The organism is Microbacterium sp. BK668, assembly GCF_004362195.1.
Taxonomy (GTDB): Bacteria; Actinomycetota; Actinomycetes; order Actinomycetales; family Microbacteriaceae; genus Microbacterium.
In genome coordinates this window covers 487811-501988 of the sequence record NZ_SNWG01000001.1, presented here as the reverse complement: position 1 = coordinate 501988, position 14178 = coordinate 487811, and the positions used below count along the sequence as shown (strand labels likewise).

The 14178-nt window shown below is 71.4% G+C and carries 11 protein-coding genes; 6 read left to right on the top strand and 5 right to left on the bottom strand.

Annotated features, from left to right (window positions below; genetic code table 11):
- Window positions 1–24: 24 nt before the first annotated feature.
- Together EV279_RS02170 and EV279_RS02165 are read right to left on the bottom strand one after the other, a co-directional pair.
- Window positions 25–1032: a phosphoribosylaminoimidazolesuccinocarboxamide synthase gene (locus EV279_RS02170; protein WP_133541303.1), complete on the bottom strand. Its 1008-nt coding sequence runs from the start codon at window positions 1030–1032 to the stop codon at window positions 25–27.
- A gap of 43 nt (window positions 1033–1075) precedes the next feature.
- Complete coding sequence (locus EV279_RS02165; RefSeq protein WP_133541302.1) at window positions 1076–1414, bottom strand: TfoX/Sxy family protein; 339 nt, start codon at window positions 1412–1414, stop codon at window positions 1076–1078.
- Window positions 1415–1506: 92 nt separating this feature from the next.
- Here EV279_RS02165 and EV279_RS02160 point away from each other — a divergent pair, with 92 nt between their 5' ends.
- On the top strand, window positions 1507–2127 hold the full coding sequence (locus EV279_RS02160; RefSeq protein ID WP_133541301.1) for a PadR family transcriptional regulator: 621 nt from the start codon (window positions 1507–1509) through the stop codon (window positions 2125–2127).
- Window positions 2124–3662, top strand: coding sequence for an MFS transporter (locus EV279_RS02155; protein ID WP_133541300.1), 1539 nt, complete (start codon window positions 2124–2126; stop codon window positions 3660–3662). The genes EV279_RS02160 and EV279_RS02155 overlap by 4 nt, the downstream gene beginning before the upstream one ends.
- A 157-nt stretch (window positions 3663–3819) precedes the next feature.
- On the opposite strand, the gene EV279_RS02150 is transcribed toward EV279_RS02155, so the two are convergent.
- Window positions 3820–4626: a siderophore-interacting protein gene (locus EV279_RS02150; protein ID WP_243728400.1), complete on the bottom strand. Its 807-nt coding sequence runs from the start codon at window positions 4624–4626 to the stop codon at window positions 3820–3822.
- A 166-nt stretch (window positions 4627–4792) separates the two neighbouring features.
- Window positions 4793–5440, bottom strand: coding sequence for a GAP family protein (locus EV279_RS02145; RefSeq protein WP_166644426.1), 648 nt, complete (start codon window positions 5438–5440; stop codon window positions 4793–4795).
- A gap of 148 nt (window positions 5441–5588) precedes the next feature.
- Between EV279_RS02145 and EV279_RS02140 the strand changes: the two genes are divergently transcribed.
- The 4 genes from EV279_RS02140 (at window position 5589) to EV279_RS02125 (ending at window position 12407) form a co-directional block, all read left to right on the top strand.
- Complete coding sequence (locus EV279_RS02140) at window positions 5589–7307, top strand: solute carrier family 23 protein (RefSeq protein WP_208109450.1); 1719 nt, start codon at window positions 5589–5591, stop codon at window positions 7305–7307.
- A 138-nt stretch (window positions 7308–7445) separates the two neighbouring features.
- Window positions 7446–9800, top strand: a complete 2355-nt coding sequence (locus tag EV279_RS02135) for an arylsulfatase (protein ID WP_133541296.1) — start codon at window positions 7446–7448, stop codon at window positions 9798–9800.
- Window positions 9797–11464, top strand: a complete 1668-nt coding sequence (locus EV279_RS02130; protein WP_243728399.1) for a SulP family inorganic anion transporter — start codon at window positions 9797–9799, stop codon at window positions 11462–11464. The genes EV279_RS02135 and EV279_RS02130 overlap by 4 nt, the downstream gene beginning before the upstream one ends.
- A 46-nt stretch (window positions 11465–11510) precedes the next feature.
- Complete coding sequence (locus EV279_RS02125; RefSeq protein WP_133544503.1) at window positions 11511–12407, top strand: formylglycine-generating enzyme family protein; 897 nt, start codon at window positions 11511–11513, stop codon at window positions 12405–12407.
- A 233-nt stretch (window positions 12408–12640) separates the two neighbouring features.
- On the opposite strand, the gene purD is transcribed toward EV279_RS02125, so the two are convergent.
- Window positions 12641–13942, bottom strand: coding sequence for a phosphoribosylamine--glycine ligase (gene purD / locus EV279_RS02120; RefSeq protein ID WP_133541295.1), 1302 nt, complete (start codon window positions 13940–13942; stop codon window positions 12641–12643).
- Between the last annotated feature and the right edge of the window lie 236 nt (window positions 13943–14178).

The following is a 14178-nucleotide window of genomic DNA, read 5'->3' as shown; positions in this document are numbered from 1 at the left end:
CGTGTGGCGGCGGCGGCCCGGCCGTCAGGCGGCGGTCAGGCGCTCGAGCAGCGTCCGGTAGCGGTCGGCGGTCCGCTCCACGATGTCGGCCGGAAGCCGGGGCGGTGTGCCGGTCTTGTCCCAGTTCGCGGCGAGCCAGTCGCGGACGATCTGCTTGTCGAAGCTCGCCATGCGCTCCGCCGGGTCGCTGCTCGCGTGCCAGGCCGCGGCATCCCAGTATCTCGACGAGTCACTCGTGAGCACCTCGTCGGCGAGCGTCAGGACCCCGGCATCGTCGACGCCGAACTCGAACTTGGTGTCGGCGAGGATGAGGCCGTGCGCTTCGGCGGTGTGGGCGGCGCGGGCGTAGATCTCGAGCGAGAGGTCGCGCAGCTGCGCCGCCCGCTCCGCGCCGACGAGCTCGACGGTCTGCTCGAACGAGATGTTCTCGTCGTGCTCACCCATCGGCGCCTTGTAGGCCGGCGTGAAGAGCGGCTCCGGCAGGCGGTCGCCGTCGCGAAGGCCGTCGGGAAGAGGAATGCCGCACACCGTCCTGTGCGCCCGATACTCCGCCCACCCCGACCCGGTCAGGTAGCCGCGGACGACGCACTCCACCGGCAGCATCTCGAGGCTCCGCACGACCATCGCGCGCCCGGCGACCTCGGCGGGGATCAACGGGTGCAGGTCGTCGGGGGTGTTCGCGACGCCGTCCGGACCGTCGGTCAGGATCGCGCTCGCCGCAAGATGATTCGGGATGCTGCGGCCCCCGTCCGCGCCCGCGAGGCGATCGAACCACCAGAGGCTGAGGGTCGTGAGGAGCACTCCCTTGTCGGGGATGCCCGGCTCGAGCACATGGTCGAAGGCGCTCACGCGGTCGCTCGCGACGACGAGCATCCGGTCGGCCGCGGATCGGCGCTCCGAGTCGGTCGACGAGCCGGTCGGCGAGTCGGTCGGCGAGTCGGTCGGCGAGTCGGGCACGTAGAGGTCACGGACCTTGCCGGAGTAGACGTGCCGCCAGCCGGGGAGCTCGAGGGGGGATGCCACGCGCCCCATTATCCCGGGTGCCCCCGGCGCATCCGGCCGAGGGCCGGGATGCCTACGGCGTGATCTCGTCGACGTAGGCGAAGGCCTCGGCCGTCAGCGGCTGCCACTCGGCGGCCGCGCCCGGCCCGACCACGAGCCACTCGCGCATCGCCCGGCCCCGCATCTCCATGCGCTCTGCGACCCCCGAGGCGACGATCTCGTCGGCCCGCTCCTCGGGGACCTTGACGACGAGACTTCCCCGGTGACCGACGAAGGCGAAGACCTTGCCGCGGACGCGGAGCCCCTCGCTGCCGAACATCGGCCCGATGTCGACGTCGGGACGCCCGAGATAGGGCCGGGCGATCGGGTCGAAGATCGCGTGCGCTCGCTGCTGAGCAGCCTCGTCCTTCATGCCGCTCACAGTAGCGACGGCGCCCGACAGCGCGTATAGTCCACGTGGACTATTCAACACGGATCAATCGATCCCCGAACCCGGATGCCGCCATGAAGGACGCTGTGGACCGCCTGACCCCGCTCGGCCTGATGATCCTCGCCCTGCTGGAAGAGGGCGACATGCACCCCTACGAGATGATGCGGCTCCTGCGCCAGCGGCGCGACGACCGGCTCGTCACCATCACGAACGGCACGCTGTACCACACGGTCGGCCGGCTCGAGCGGGCAGGTCTCCTCGCCGAGGTCGGGATCGACCGGGACGGCAACCGCCCTGAGCGCACGACCTACAGCCAGACCGACCTCGGCCGCGAGGCGGTGGCTGAGTGGGTGCGGCGCGAGCTCGCCCGCATCGACCACCCCGCCGAGTTCCGTGTCGCACTCGCCGAGGCGCACAACCTCGAGCGCGGCGAGGTCGCAGCCCTGCTGGGCACGCGCCGCTCGGCGCTCGAGGCGGTCCGTGCCGAGCTCGACGCCGGGCTCGCCTCGGCGCGCCTGCGCGAGGTGCCCGAGCAGTACCTCCTCGAGGTCGAGCGCGAGAGCGTCATGCTCGGCCACGACATCGCCTGGCTCGAGGACCTCGTCCGGCGCCTCGAGCGTCACGACTTCCCGTGGGGTGCGCCCGAAGCGCCCTCCGCCCGCTATCTCGAAGAACGAAAGGCCGCACGCCGATGACGCATCCCTCGACCGGCTCGGGAACCGCGAGGACGGATGCCGCGGCATCCACTCGTCCGAAAGCACCCGAGCGCAGCCCGTGGCCCGCGCTGTGGGCGCTGGTCATCGGGTTCTTCATGATCCTCGTCGACACCACGATCGTCTCGGTCGCCAACCCCGCCATCAAGGCGGCGCTCGACCCGGATACCAACAACCTCGACAACGTCGTGTGGGTCACGTCGGCCTACCTGCTGACCTACGCCGTGCCTCTGCTCATCACGGGGCGCCTCGGCGACCGCTTCGGCCCGAAGAACATCTATCTCATCGGCCTGGCGGTCTTCACGCTCGCCTCCCTCGGCTGCGGGCTCTCGCCCACGCTCGGCGCTCTCATCGCATTCCGCGCCGTGCAGGGGCTGGGTGCCGCGCTCATGACGCCGCAGACGATGGCCGTCATCACCCGCACCTTCCCGCCGAACCGCCGCGGCGCGGCGATGGGCCTGTGGGGTGCGACCGCCGGCGTCGCGACCCTCGTGGGCCCGCTCCTCGGCGGACTCCTCGTCGACGGCTTCGGGTGGGAGTGGATCTTCTTCATCAACATCCCCGTCGGAGTCATCGGCTTCGTCCTCGCGATGATCCTCGTGCCGAGGCTCGAGACCCACCCGCACCGCTTCGACGTCGCGGGCGTGTTCCTCAGCGCGCTCGGGCTGTTCCTCATCGTCTTCGGCCTGCAGGAGGGCGAGAAGTTCGACTGGGCGCCGTGGGTCTGGGCCATGATCGGGGCCGGCATCCTCGTGATGGTCCTCTTCATCTGGACGCAGGCCCGCACCACGAGCGAGCCGCTCGTGCCGCTCGAGCTCTTCCGCGACCGCAACTTCTCGGTCGCGAACATCTCGATCGCCGCCGTCGGCTTCGCCGTGACGAGCATGTCGCTGCCGCTCATGTTCTTCATCCAGCTCGCGCGGGGTCAGACGCCGACGCAGTCGGCGCTCCTCCTCATCCCCATGGCGGTGCTCTCGGGCGTGCTCGCGCCGTTCGCCGGACGCCTCCTCGACCGCACCGACCCGCGGTTCCTGCTCGTACCCGGCCTGAGCTTCGTCGGAATCTCGCTGCTGTGGTACTCCGCGCTCATGAACGTCGACACGCCGATCTGGATGTTCCTCCTCCCGTCGGCCCTCATGGGCATCGGCAACGCGGGGATGTGGGGCCCGCTCGCCACGACCGCGACCCGCAACCTCCCGCCGCGGCAGGCCGGCGCCGGCGCCGGCATCTACAACACGACCCGCACGATCGGCTCGGTCATCGGCTCCGCCTCGATCGCCGCGTTCATGCAGTCGCGGCTCGAGGCGAACCTGCCGGGCGCGAGCGAGGCGCAGGGAGGCTTCGGCGAAGGTGAGCTGCCGTCGTTCGTCGTCGACGGCTTCTCGACGGCGATGGCCCAGTCGATCCTCCTTCCGGCGGCCGTGCTGCTCATCGGCCTCGTCGCGGTGTGCTTCATGCGCCGGCCGGTGCTGACGGTGACTGACGAGTGGCAGGCGGCGCACCGCGCCGACGGCTGAGCGCCCGCGCCGACGGCTGAGCGCCCGCGCCGACGGCTTACCCGCCCCCGGGCGGAGCGAACGTCGGAGAAACCGCCGAAGGTCGGAGGAATCGCGCGGATTCCTCCGACCTTCGCCCGTTTCTCCGACGTCGGTTCGGTTCGCCGGCGGGCGGGGCTCAGTCCGGGTCGGCGGGGTCGATCGGCTCGTGATGGTCGAAGGCGACCATGCCGCGCTTCCAGTACCCGCTCAGCGCGTACTGCTCCCGGGGCAGCTCGAGCTCGTTCCGCAGATACCTCCGCAGGGGGAGGAGCCGGGATGCCTCGCCCGCGGCGAAGACGAAGGTCGAGGCATCCGCCCCCACCGTCTCGAACGCGTCGGCGAGCGAGCCGTACGGCTGCGTCAGGTCGAACTCGTCGCGGCCCGACTGCGCGCTCAGGTAGGCCTCGACCCAGGCGAGATCGCCGGGCACGTCCGCGATGACCTCGACCGCCGTCGTCGCCGGGACCTCGGCCAGCCAGCGCGTCGCCGAGGGGAGCGCCGAGGGGTCCACGACGAGCACGACGCGCTCGACGTTCTGCGGCGCGGCGCGGGAGCCTCGCGGCCCCACGATCACGAGCCGGTCCCCGGCCACGGCCCGTTCCGCCCACGCCGCGGCGGGACCGGGGTCGGGGTGGCGGAGGATGTCGAGGTCGAGCACCCGCTCGCCGGAGGCGTCGTCGGCGCGCGGCCGGAGGGGCGTGAAATCGCGCGCGAACATGGGCCCCTCGGGGCGGACGATCCCCTCCTCACCGGGACCCACGGCGCGCGGCGCGACGAGCTCGCCCGTCAACGGATGCGGGAAGAAGACCCGCACGTGGTCGGCGGGGCCGGAGGTGTCGAAGTCGTCGAAGTCCTCGACCGCCAGGCGGACGCGGACGAATGCCTCGGCGGGGCGACTCACCGCCGTCACGACGGCCTCGCGGGCCGTGAAGCGATGCCGCACGGCCGCGCGGTAGAACGGCGCCGTCGGATCCTCGACCGGTCGAGGCGCACCCGGTGGCACTGGTCGGGGCCGGGGTCGCAGCATCCGTCATGAGAGTCCTCCTCGCATCGCCCGGGCGGGGGCGATCGGTTCCAGCAAACCACCCGCGGGTCCGTCCCGCTCCGGCTCAGAGGTTCGAGAGCCCGTTCGCGGTCAACCACACGCCGACCAGGGTGAGCAGCACCGTCGTGATGACGGCGTTGTGCCGGATGAGCCACAGCCGCAGGACCTCGAGCCTCCGGTGGAGGCGGACGGTCCACAGCAGGTACGCCGCGACGGGGAGAAGCACGGGGGATGCCGCGATCACGGTGAAGACGGCCACGGCGGCGACCGCCTGCCCGAGGTCGAGATCGGCGCTCGCGAGCTCGAGACCCGCAGTGATGGTGAGCACGAGGTTCTTGGGGCTCAGCGGGATGAGGAGGAATCCGACCGCGAAGGCGGCGGGGAAGGACAGGCGGTCGACCGCCTGCAGCCATCGGGGAAGGCGCGGGGCGGCGCCGGCGCGAGGTCGGCGGAGCCACGACACGACGGCGAGCGCAAACGCGACGGCCGCGAGCGTGAGCTGGACCGTCGCCTGCAGGGGGCGGCCGTCGTCCACCTCGTCGGGCATCGCCTCCGCGACGATTCCGGCGACGGACACGACAGCAGCGATGCCGGTCGCCCACCCGGCGAGCAGCGCCACCCCTGCCCGGCGCGCGCTGCGGCCGAGCAGGATCGCGAGGACGGCGATGAGCGGCAGAGGGCTCACCGCGACGGCCGCGGCGAGCGACAGCATCCCACCGTCCATCGACACATCACTTCCGGAAGTGGCGCGTCGACCCCCCGAGCGCCCGGACACCCAGTCTCGCCCACAGCGGGTGAGCGGGGCCGCATCGGGGATGCGCGTTGCTGACCCGGGAGCCGCCGCCCCCTACGGTGACACCGTGACCGACAAGACTTCGACTCGCCCGAAGCGTCGGACCGGAGGACTCGGCCGCCCCACCGGGCGCGACGTGATCGCCGGATTCGTCACCGGGCTCTTCTCCATCCCCGAGGGGATGGCCTATGCCAGCATCGGCAACTTCTCGGCACCGCTCGGCCTCTGGTCGGGCATCGTGCCGACGATCATCGGCTCGATGTTCGCCCGCACGGTCCTCATGGTGACGACGCTCACGAGCGCGATCGCGCTGACCTCGCACAGCGTCCTCACCGCCGCTGGTCTCGAGCCGAGCGACCTGGGTGCCGTTGCCACGCTGACCGTCATGGTCGGGATCGTCATGCTCATCATGGGGCTGCTCAAGCTCGGGTCGGTCATGTCGTACGTGTCGACGGCGGTCATGACCGGCTTCACGACCGGCATCGCGCTGCAGATCGTCGCGGGGGTGATCGACGACGCGACCGGCTACTCGCCGCAGAGCTCGAACACCGTCGGCAAGATCATCAACGCCCTCGCCAACATCGACCAGTGGCAGCTCCCCTCGGTCCTGGTGTCGGCATGCACCGTCGCCGTGTGGGTACTCGTGCGCTTCATCAAGCCGATCAGGTCGCTCGCGACACTCGTCGCCATGATCGTCGTGGCCGTGCCGGTGGCCCTGATGAACCTCAGCGTCGAGTACGTCTCCGACATCGCGACCATCCCCCGCTCCCTTCCGCCGCTGAGCCTGCCCGACGTCTCGGCCATGCCGGCGCTCGCTACCGGCGCCGTCGCGGTGGCGCTCGTGGCGCTGGCGCAGGCCGCCGGCATCAGCGCGGCCGTCGCCAATCCCGACGGCTCGAGATCGGATGCCTCGAAGGACTTCACGGCGCAGGGCCTGGCCAACATCGCCGGAGGCTTCTTCTCGGCCCTTCCGACCGGAGGATCCCTCTCCCGCACCGGCGTCGCCACGAGCGCGGGCTCGCACACCCGCTGGGCCGGGATCTTCGCCGGGCTCTGGCTCGCCCTCATCGTGCTGCTCGTCGGCCCTCTCGCCGGCTACATCCCGATGCCCGTCATCGGCGGCCTGATGATCGTCATCGGCGGCGAGCTCGTCGTCGGGCGCTGGCCCGACATCGTCCTCGTCTTCCGCACCTCCGCGCTCTCGGCGGCGGCGCTCGTCCTCACATTCGTCGCGACGACAGGGCTTCCTCTGCAGCAGGCGATCTTCATCGGCGCCGGCCTCTCGATCATCCTGACCGTCGTGGCGCTCTCGCGCACGGGCCGCCTGCTGCAGGTCGTCCGTGACGGCGACGGCTGGACCCTCGAGAACCCGCCCGAGCACCTGCCCAGCCATCAGACGACCGTCCTGCACTACACGGGCGGCAGCATCTTCGCCGAGGTGAATCGCCTGCAGGAGGACTGGCCCCTCACGAAGGGGACGACGGATGCCGCCATCGTGCTGTCGATGCGCGGGTCGCCCATGGTGCCCTCGGCGACGTTCCTGAAGGCGCTCGACCAGATCGTCGACGACCTGCGCAGGGACGGGGTCTTCCTCGTGCTGTCCGGCGTTCCGCGGCGCTTCTCCGAACTGCTGACGAGGACGGGACGGCTCGAGCACATCGGCCCCGAGAACGTCGTGGTCGAGACGGACCGCCTCGCCGAGTCGCTCGAGGCCGCCTTCGCGCAGGCGGAGGCGCTTCGCGCACGGGCGACGGACGCGGCATCCCGAGATCCCGAGAAGGCGTGATCGCGCGCCCCTCACTCGCTACGGGTGAGAGGGCGGGAACGCACCGGGCGCGGGTCGCGAGACGCGCGCTAGACAGAGACGAGAGCCTTGAGGACCCGGGGCGCGGCACGCGCTGTGCCCCGTCGAGAAGGAGAGATCATGACCGACGAATCCCCTTCCGTGATCGGCGAGCCCCTCGCTCCCGCACGGACCCTCCCCTTCCCGCCGAAGCCGTCGGGCAGCTACGCGGGTCGCACTCTTCAGGAGTCGACCTATTCGCCGCTGCCTCCGGAGCAGCGCTTGAACGAGGGCGCTCCGAACGTGCTCATCATCCTCATCGATGACGCCGGCCCGGCGCTTCCTGCGCCGCTGGGCGGCAAGGTGAACACGCCGACCCTCGACCGGATCCGCCGGAGCGGGATCGGGTACAACCGCTTCCACACCACGTCGATGTGCTCGCCGACCCGCGCGTCCCTGTTGACGGGGCGCAATCATCACCGCGTCGGCGCGGGGCAGATCGCCGAGCTCGCCAACGACTGGGACGGCTACTCCGGCCACATCCCGAAGAGCAGCGCGACGATCGCCGAGGTGCTGCGCAACTACGGCTACTCGACGGCGGCGTGGGGGAAGTGGCACAACACGCCCGCGGAGGAGACGACGAAGGCGGGTCCCTTCGACAACTGGCCGACCGGCAACGGCTTCGAGTACTTCTACGGCTTCCTCGCCGGTGAGGCGTCGCAGTACGAACCGAACCTGGTCCGCAACACCACCAGCGTGCTGCCGCCGAAGTCGCCGGAGGAGGGCTATCACCTCAGCGAGGACATCGCCGACGACGCGATCTCGTGGCTGCGCGACCACAAGGCGCTCTCGCCCGACAAGCCGTTCTTCATGTACTGGGCGACCGGCGCGATCCACGGCCCGCACCACGTGCACAAGGAGTGGGCCGACAAGTACAAGGGCGTCTTCGACGACGGCTGGGACGTCTACCGCGAGGAGGCGCTCGCGGGGGCGAAGGCGGCGGGGTGGGTGCCAGAGGATGCCGCGCTCACCCCACGTCCGGACGGCCTTGAGGGCTGGGACGACATCCCCGACCACCAGAAGCCCTTCCAGGCGCGGCTGATGGAGCTGTGCGCCGGGTTCGGCGAGCACGCCGACGTGCAGGCGGGGCGCGTCGTCGACGAGCTGGAGCGTCTCGGCTACACCGACGACACGATCATCATGTACATCTGGGGCGACAACGGCTCGTCCGGTGAGGGCCAGAACGGCACGATCAGCGAGCTGCTGGCGCAGAACATGATCCCGACCACGATCGACCAGCACCTCGCGGCGCTGGAGGAGCTCGGCGGCCTGGATGCGCTCGGCACGCCGGCGACGGACAACCAGTACCACGCCGCGTGGGCGTGGGCGGGGTCGTCGCCGTATCAGGGCATGAAGCTCATGGCCTCGCACCTGGGCGGCACCCGCAACCCGATGGTCGTCCAGTGGCCGGGGCGCATCGCGCACGACCCGGTGCCGCGCACCCAGTTCCACCACGTCATCGACGTCGCCCCGACGCTGTACGAGATCCTCGGCATCTCCGCGCCCGAGACGGTCAACGGCATCCACCAGGACCCGATCGACGGCACGAGCTTCGCGTACTCGATCGACGACAAGGATGCCGAGGGGCGGCATCGTGTGCAGTACTTCGAGGTGATGGCGAGCCGGGCGATCTACGAGGACGGCTGGATGGCGTCGACGACCGGGCCGCGCCTGCCCTGGGTTCCCGGCGCTCCTCCCGGGATCCGCACCTGGACGCCGGACGCGGACAGGTGGGAGCTGTACAACCTCGACGAGGACTGGAGCCAGGCGAACGACCTCGCCGAGCAGCATCCCGAGAAGCTCGCCGCCCTCAAAGAGCTGTTCGCGATCGAGGCGGCCAAGAACCAGGTGCTGCCGGTGGGCGCGGGCCTGTGGGTCATGCCGCTGCATCCCGAGCTGCGCATCGCCCCGCCGTACACGGAGTGGGAGATGTCGGGCGACACGACCCGCGTCCCGGAGTTCTCCGCACCCGCCCTCGGCAACAAGCCGAACACCGTCACGATCACGGCCCACGTGGGCGAGAAGGCCAACGGCGTCCTCTACAAGCTCGGCGGAGCGGGCGGGGGCCTCACGGCCTACGTCGTCGACGGCATCCTCACCTACGAGTACAACCTCTTCCTCGTGCAGCGGACCAGAATCGCGGCATCCGAGCCTCTCCCGGCCGGGGACGTCACGATCGAGATCGAGACCTCGTACGTCGAGCCGAAGCCCGGCGGTCCGCTCGCGATCGCGCTGCGAGTCAACGGCGACGAGGTCGCGTCGGGGGTGGTGCCGGTCAGCGCGCCGCTTCTCTTCTCGGCGAACGACTGCCTCGACATCGGCCGCGCGTACGGCGGCGCCGTGTCCCGCGCGTACGCGGACCGAATGCCCTTCGCCTTCGACGGCCGGATCGACCGCGTGCACGTCGCCTACGCCGTGCCGGCGCGACCCGAGTGACCTCGACGACTCCCGCGCGTCAGCGCCGCCGCACCCTCGCGAAGGACGCCGGCGCGGGAGTCGTCCTCGGCGTCGAGAGCGTGCCCGACGGACTCGCGATGGGGCTCCTGGCCGGCGTCAACCCGCTCGCCGGGCTGTACGCCTACCTCTTCGGAATGGTCGGGGCGGCGCTCTTCACGAGCAGCTCGTTCATGGTCGTCCAGGCGACAGGGGCGATCGCGCTGGTCGTCTCGGACGCGGGCCTGCAGACGCGGCCCGACCCCGAGCGCGCGCTCTTCACGCTCTCGATGCTCACCGGGCTGATCCTGCTCGTCGCGGGGCTCGCCCAGGCGGGCCGTCTCGTGCGGTTCGTGCCGACCGCGGTCATGGCGGGGTTCCTCACCGCCGTCGGCATCAACATCATCCTCGGGCAGCTCGCGAACCTCACCGGATACGCGGCGCCCTATGACAACCGCGTGGCGAAGCTCATCGACACCGCGCTGCACCCCGGCCAGTGGAGCTTCGCGTCGATCGTCGTGGGGGTCGTCACGATCGCCGTCATCGTGCTGCTGCAGCGCACCCGGGTCGGCGGCCTCGGGCTCGTCATCGCCATCGTCGTGGGAAGCGGCCTCGCCGCCGCGCTCAACGCGTGGGCCGGGGCATCCGTCGCTCTCATCGGCGACCTCGTCACCGTTCCCGACGGGCTGCCGATGCCGGTGCCCCCGACGTGGGACGACCTCCTCGTCCTGGCCGTGCCGGCCTTCTCGATCGCGCTCATCTGCGTCGTGCAGGGGGCCGGGGTCTCCACCGGCCTGCCGGCCCCCGGCGGGCGCCGCCCCGACGTCTCGCGTGACATCGTCGCGCAGGGCGCGGGCAACCTGCTCTCGGGGATCTTCCAGGGCATGCCGGTGGGCGGCTCGATGGGGTCGTCGTCCCTCGTCGTGGCGGCGGGCGCGAAGTCGCGCGCGGCGCTGTTCGTCGCGGGGGCGTGCATGGTGGTCGTGATCCTCTTCGCCGCCGACACCGTCGCCTATGTCGCGATGCCGGCGCTCGCGGGCCTGCTCATCGTGATCGGCGCCGGCGCGGTGAAACCCGCGCGGATCTACTCCGTCCTGAACACGGGTCCGCTGCAGACCGTCATCATGGCGGTGACGTTCGTGCTGACGATCCTCATCCCCCTGCAGTTCGCCGTGCTCGTCGGCGTGGGGCTCGGGATGGTGCTGTTCGTCGTGCAGCAGTCCAACCGGGTGCGGGTGCGCGAGCTGCGACTCACGGACGACGGCGCCATGCGCGAGGTCGACCCCGTCGCCGCGATCGCGCCGGGCACCGTCACGGTGCTGCAGCCGTACGGCAGTCTCTTCTTCGCCAGTGCCCCCACCCTCGAGCGGCAGCTCCCGGCCGTGTCGCGCACGTCGGCCGGAGCGGTCGTGATCCTGCGCCTGCGGGGCGTCGACCAGATCGGCCTCACGACGATCGACGTGCTCCGCCGCTACGCAGCCGCGCTGCACGATGCGGGGTCGACCCTCAAGCTCGTCGTGAGCGACGCGGAGGTGCTGACGCAGATCCGCTCGAGCGGCCTCGCCGGGGTGATCGGGCCGGACAACCTCTACGAGGGCAGCGAGTGGGTCGGCGCGGCGGTCCGCCGGGCGTATGCCGACGCCCGCGAGGAGGTCGCGCGTGCGTGAGCGTGCGGCGATCCGGGAGGATGGGACTGTGAGGGCCTACGACGACATGGTGCTGCTCGCCGGCGGCACCTTCGCGATGGGAAGCGACGACTTCTACCCTGACGAGCGCCCGGTGCACGAGCGGTCCGTCGAGCCGTTCCGGATCGATCGCCATCCGGTGACGAACGCCGACTTCGCCCGGTTCGTGGCCGAGACGGGCTACGTGACGGTGGCCGAACGGCCGCTCTCGGCATCCGAGTATCCCGATCTGCCCACCGACGACCTCGCGCCGGGCTCGCTCGTCTTCACGCCCACCGGAGGGCCCGTCGACCTGCGCGATTGGCGCCAGTGGTGGCGGTGGGAGCCCGGGGCGCAGTGGCGCCACCCCGAGGGAGCGGGGTCGTCGATCGACGAGCGGATGACGCATCCCGTCGTGCAGGTCGCGTTCGAGGATGCCGAGGCCTACGCACGATGGGCCGGCAAGCGACTGCCGACCGAGGCGGAGGCCGAGTACGCCGCGCAGGGCGGCCGCGCCGGCGCGCCGTTCGCGTGGGGGGACGCCGCGTTCCCCGACGGCGTCGCGCAGGCGAACACCTGGATCGGCCGCTTCCCATACGACAACCAGGGCCGGTTCGGCCCGTCGACGGCTCCCGTCGGCTCGTACCCGGCGAACGGCTACGGCCTGTTCGACACGATCGGCAACGTCTGGGAGTGGACGAGCGACTACTACGCGCCCCGGCACATCGTGCCCGGGTCTCGGCCGGTCGACCGCGGCGAACGGTCGGACCTGCTCGCCTCGGCGAGCGCCGAGCCCGGGTCGGGGGTCCCGCGCCGCGTGCTCAAAGGCGGCTCGTACCTCTGCTCGCCCGACTACTGCCTGCGCTTCCGCCCCGCCGCGCGCTCGCCGCAGGCGGAGGATTCCTCGACGACCCACATCGGCTTCCGCTGCGTGCGCGAGGCCTGACGTCCGCCGGCTCTCCGGTGGCTCGGCCGCGAGCGCAGGCGCTCTGCCGGGTGTTCGGCCGCAGCGCTGCATATCGCCGCGTGCGCGGCACATTCCTGCGAGCGCGACACAGATCGGTGGCGCGCTCGCAGGAAAGTGTGGCGCTCGACGGACGCGCCGGTCGTTGAGCGGAGCGAAGCGGAGACGAAACGCTCCGAACCCGCGAGCAAGGCAGCGCCCGGCCGCCGCCGGCGTCAGTCCTCGACGACCCGCAAGGCGATGTCGGTGCGGTACTGCCCGCCCTCGAGCTTGATCTCGGCGACCGCGCGGTAGGCGCGGTCGCGCGCCTCGGCGAACGTCGTCCCGAGCCCGACGACGTTGAGCACGCGGCCGCCCGTCGCGACGAGCCCGTCGCCCGACTCCGCCGTGGCCGCGTGGGCGAGGTGCACGCCTTCGACGGCGGCCGCGGCATCCAGTCCCGAAAGCGCGCGCCCGGTGAGCGGCGACTCCGGGTAGCCCTCCGACGCGAGCACCACGGTCACCGCGACCGCGTCGGCGAACGCCGGGCGCCGGTGGTCTTCCAGGTGCCCCGACGCGGCGGCGAGCAGCAGCTCCGACAGCGGCTCGACGAGGCGCGGCAGCACGACCTGTGTCTCGGGATCGCCGAAGCGCGCGTTGAACTCGATGACCTTGACGCCCTGCTCGGTGAGGATGAGGCCGGCGTAGAGGAGTCCGATGAAGGGCGTGCCCTCGGCATCCAGCTGCGAGATGACGGGCTCGGCGATCTCGCGGGTGACGAGGTCGACGAATGCCTGCTCGGGATCGGATGCCTCGCCCTCGATCGCCCAGCCGCCGAAGCGCTCGCCCAGCCAGGGAAGCGGGGAGTAGGCGCCCATGCCGCCCGTGTTCGGCCCGTCGTCGCCGTCGCGCAGGCGCTTGAAGTCCTGCGCGGGGCTCAGGGGGAGCACGTGGTCGCCGTCGCTGAGGAAGAACAGCGACACCTCGGGGCCGGAGAGGAACTCCTCGACGAGGACGGGTCCGCTCGGCAGGTACGTCTCGGCGTGGGCGAGCGCGGCATCCCGATCGCCGGTGACGATGACGCCCTTGCCGGCGGCGAGTCCGTCGGCCTTCACGACGTGCGGAGCGCCCAGCTCGTCGAGCGCGGCCTCGACCTCGGCGCGGGTGTGCGCGCGCAGCGCGCGCCCGGTCGGCACGCCCGCGGCATCCATGATCCGCTTCGCGAAGGCCTTCGAGCCCTCGAGCTGCGCCGCCGCCTTGCCGGGGCCGAAGACCGGGATGCCGCGTTCGCGCAGCGCGTCGGCGACACCCGCGACAAGCGGCGCCTCCGGCCCGATGACGACGAGGTCGATCGAGTGCGTGTTGGCGTAGTCGGTCACCGCCGCGGGGTCGTTCGCGTCGAGTGCGACGATCGAGGCGTCCTGCGCGATGCCGGCGTTGCCGGGCGCCGCGAAGATCTCGTGGGCGACCTCCTCTGACCGCAGGGCGAGGATGATGGCGTGCTCGCGAGCACCGGAGCCGAGGACCAGGATTCGCACCCGGCCAGCCTATCGAGCCGCCCTCGAGCGGCCCGCCCGACCTGGACCGTGGAGACCGGGATGCGCCTTCCGACGGAACAGCCGCCACACGCGCCTCAGTCGTTCGCTCCTGCCCCGGTCCGCCGCGCAATGTTCCGCGGAGCCCATTGGCGCGACGCTCCGGGAGGTCTACCGTGTGGTCTGCGAGGTAGGGCTCGGGGGAGCGTGGCTTCGGCATTCAACGGGAGGGCGCACTT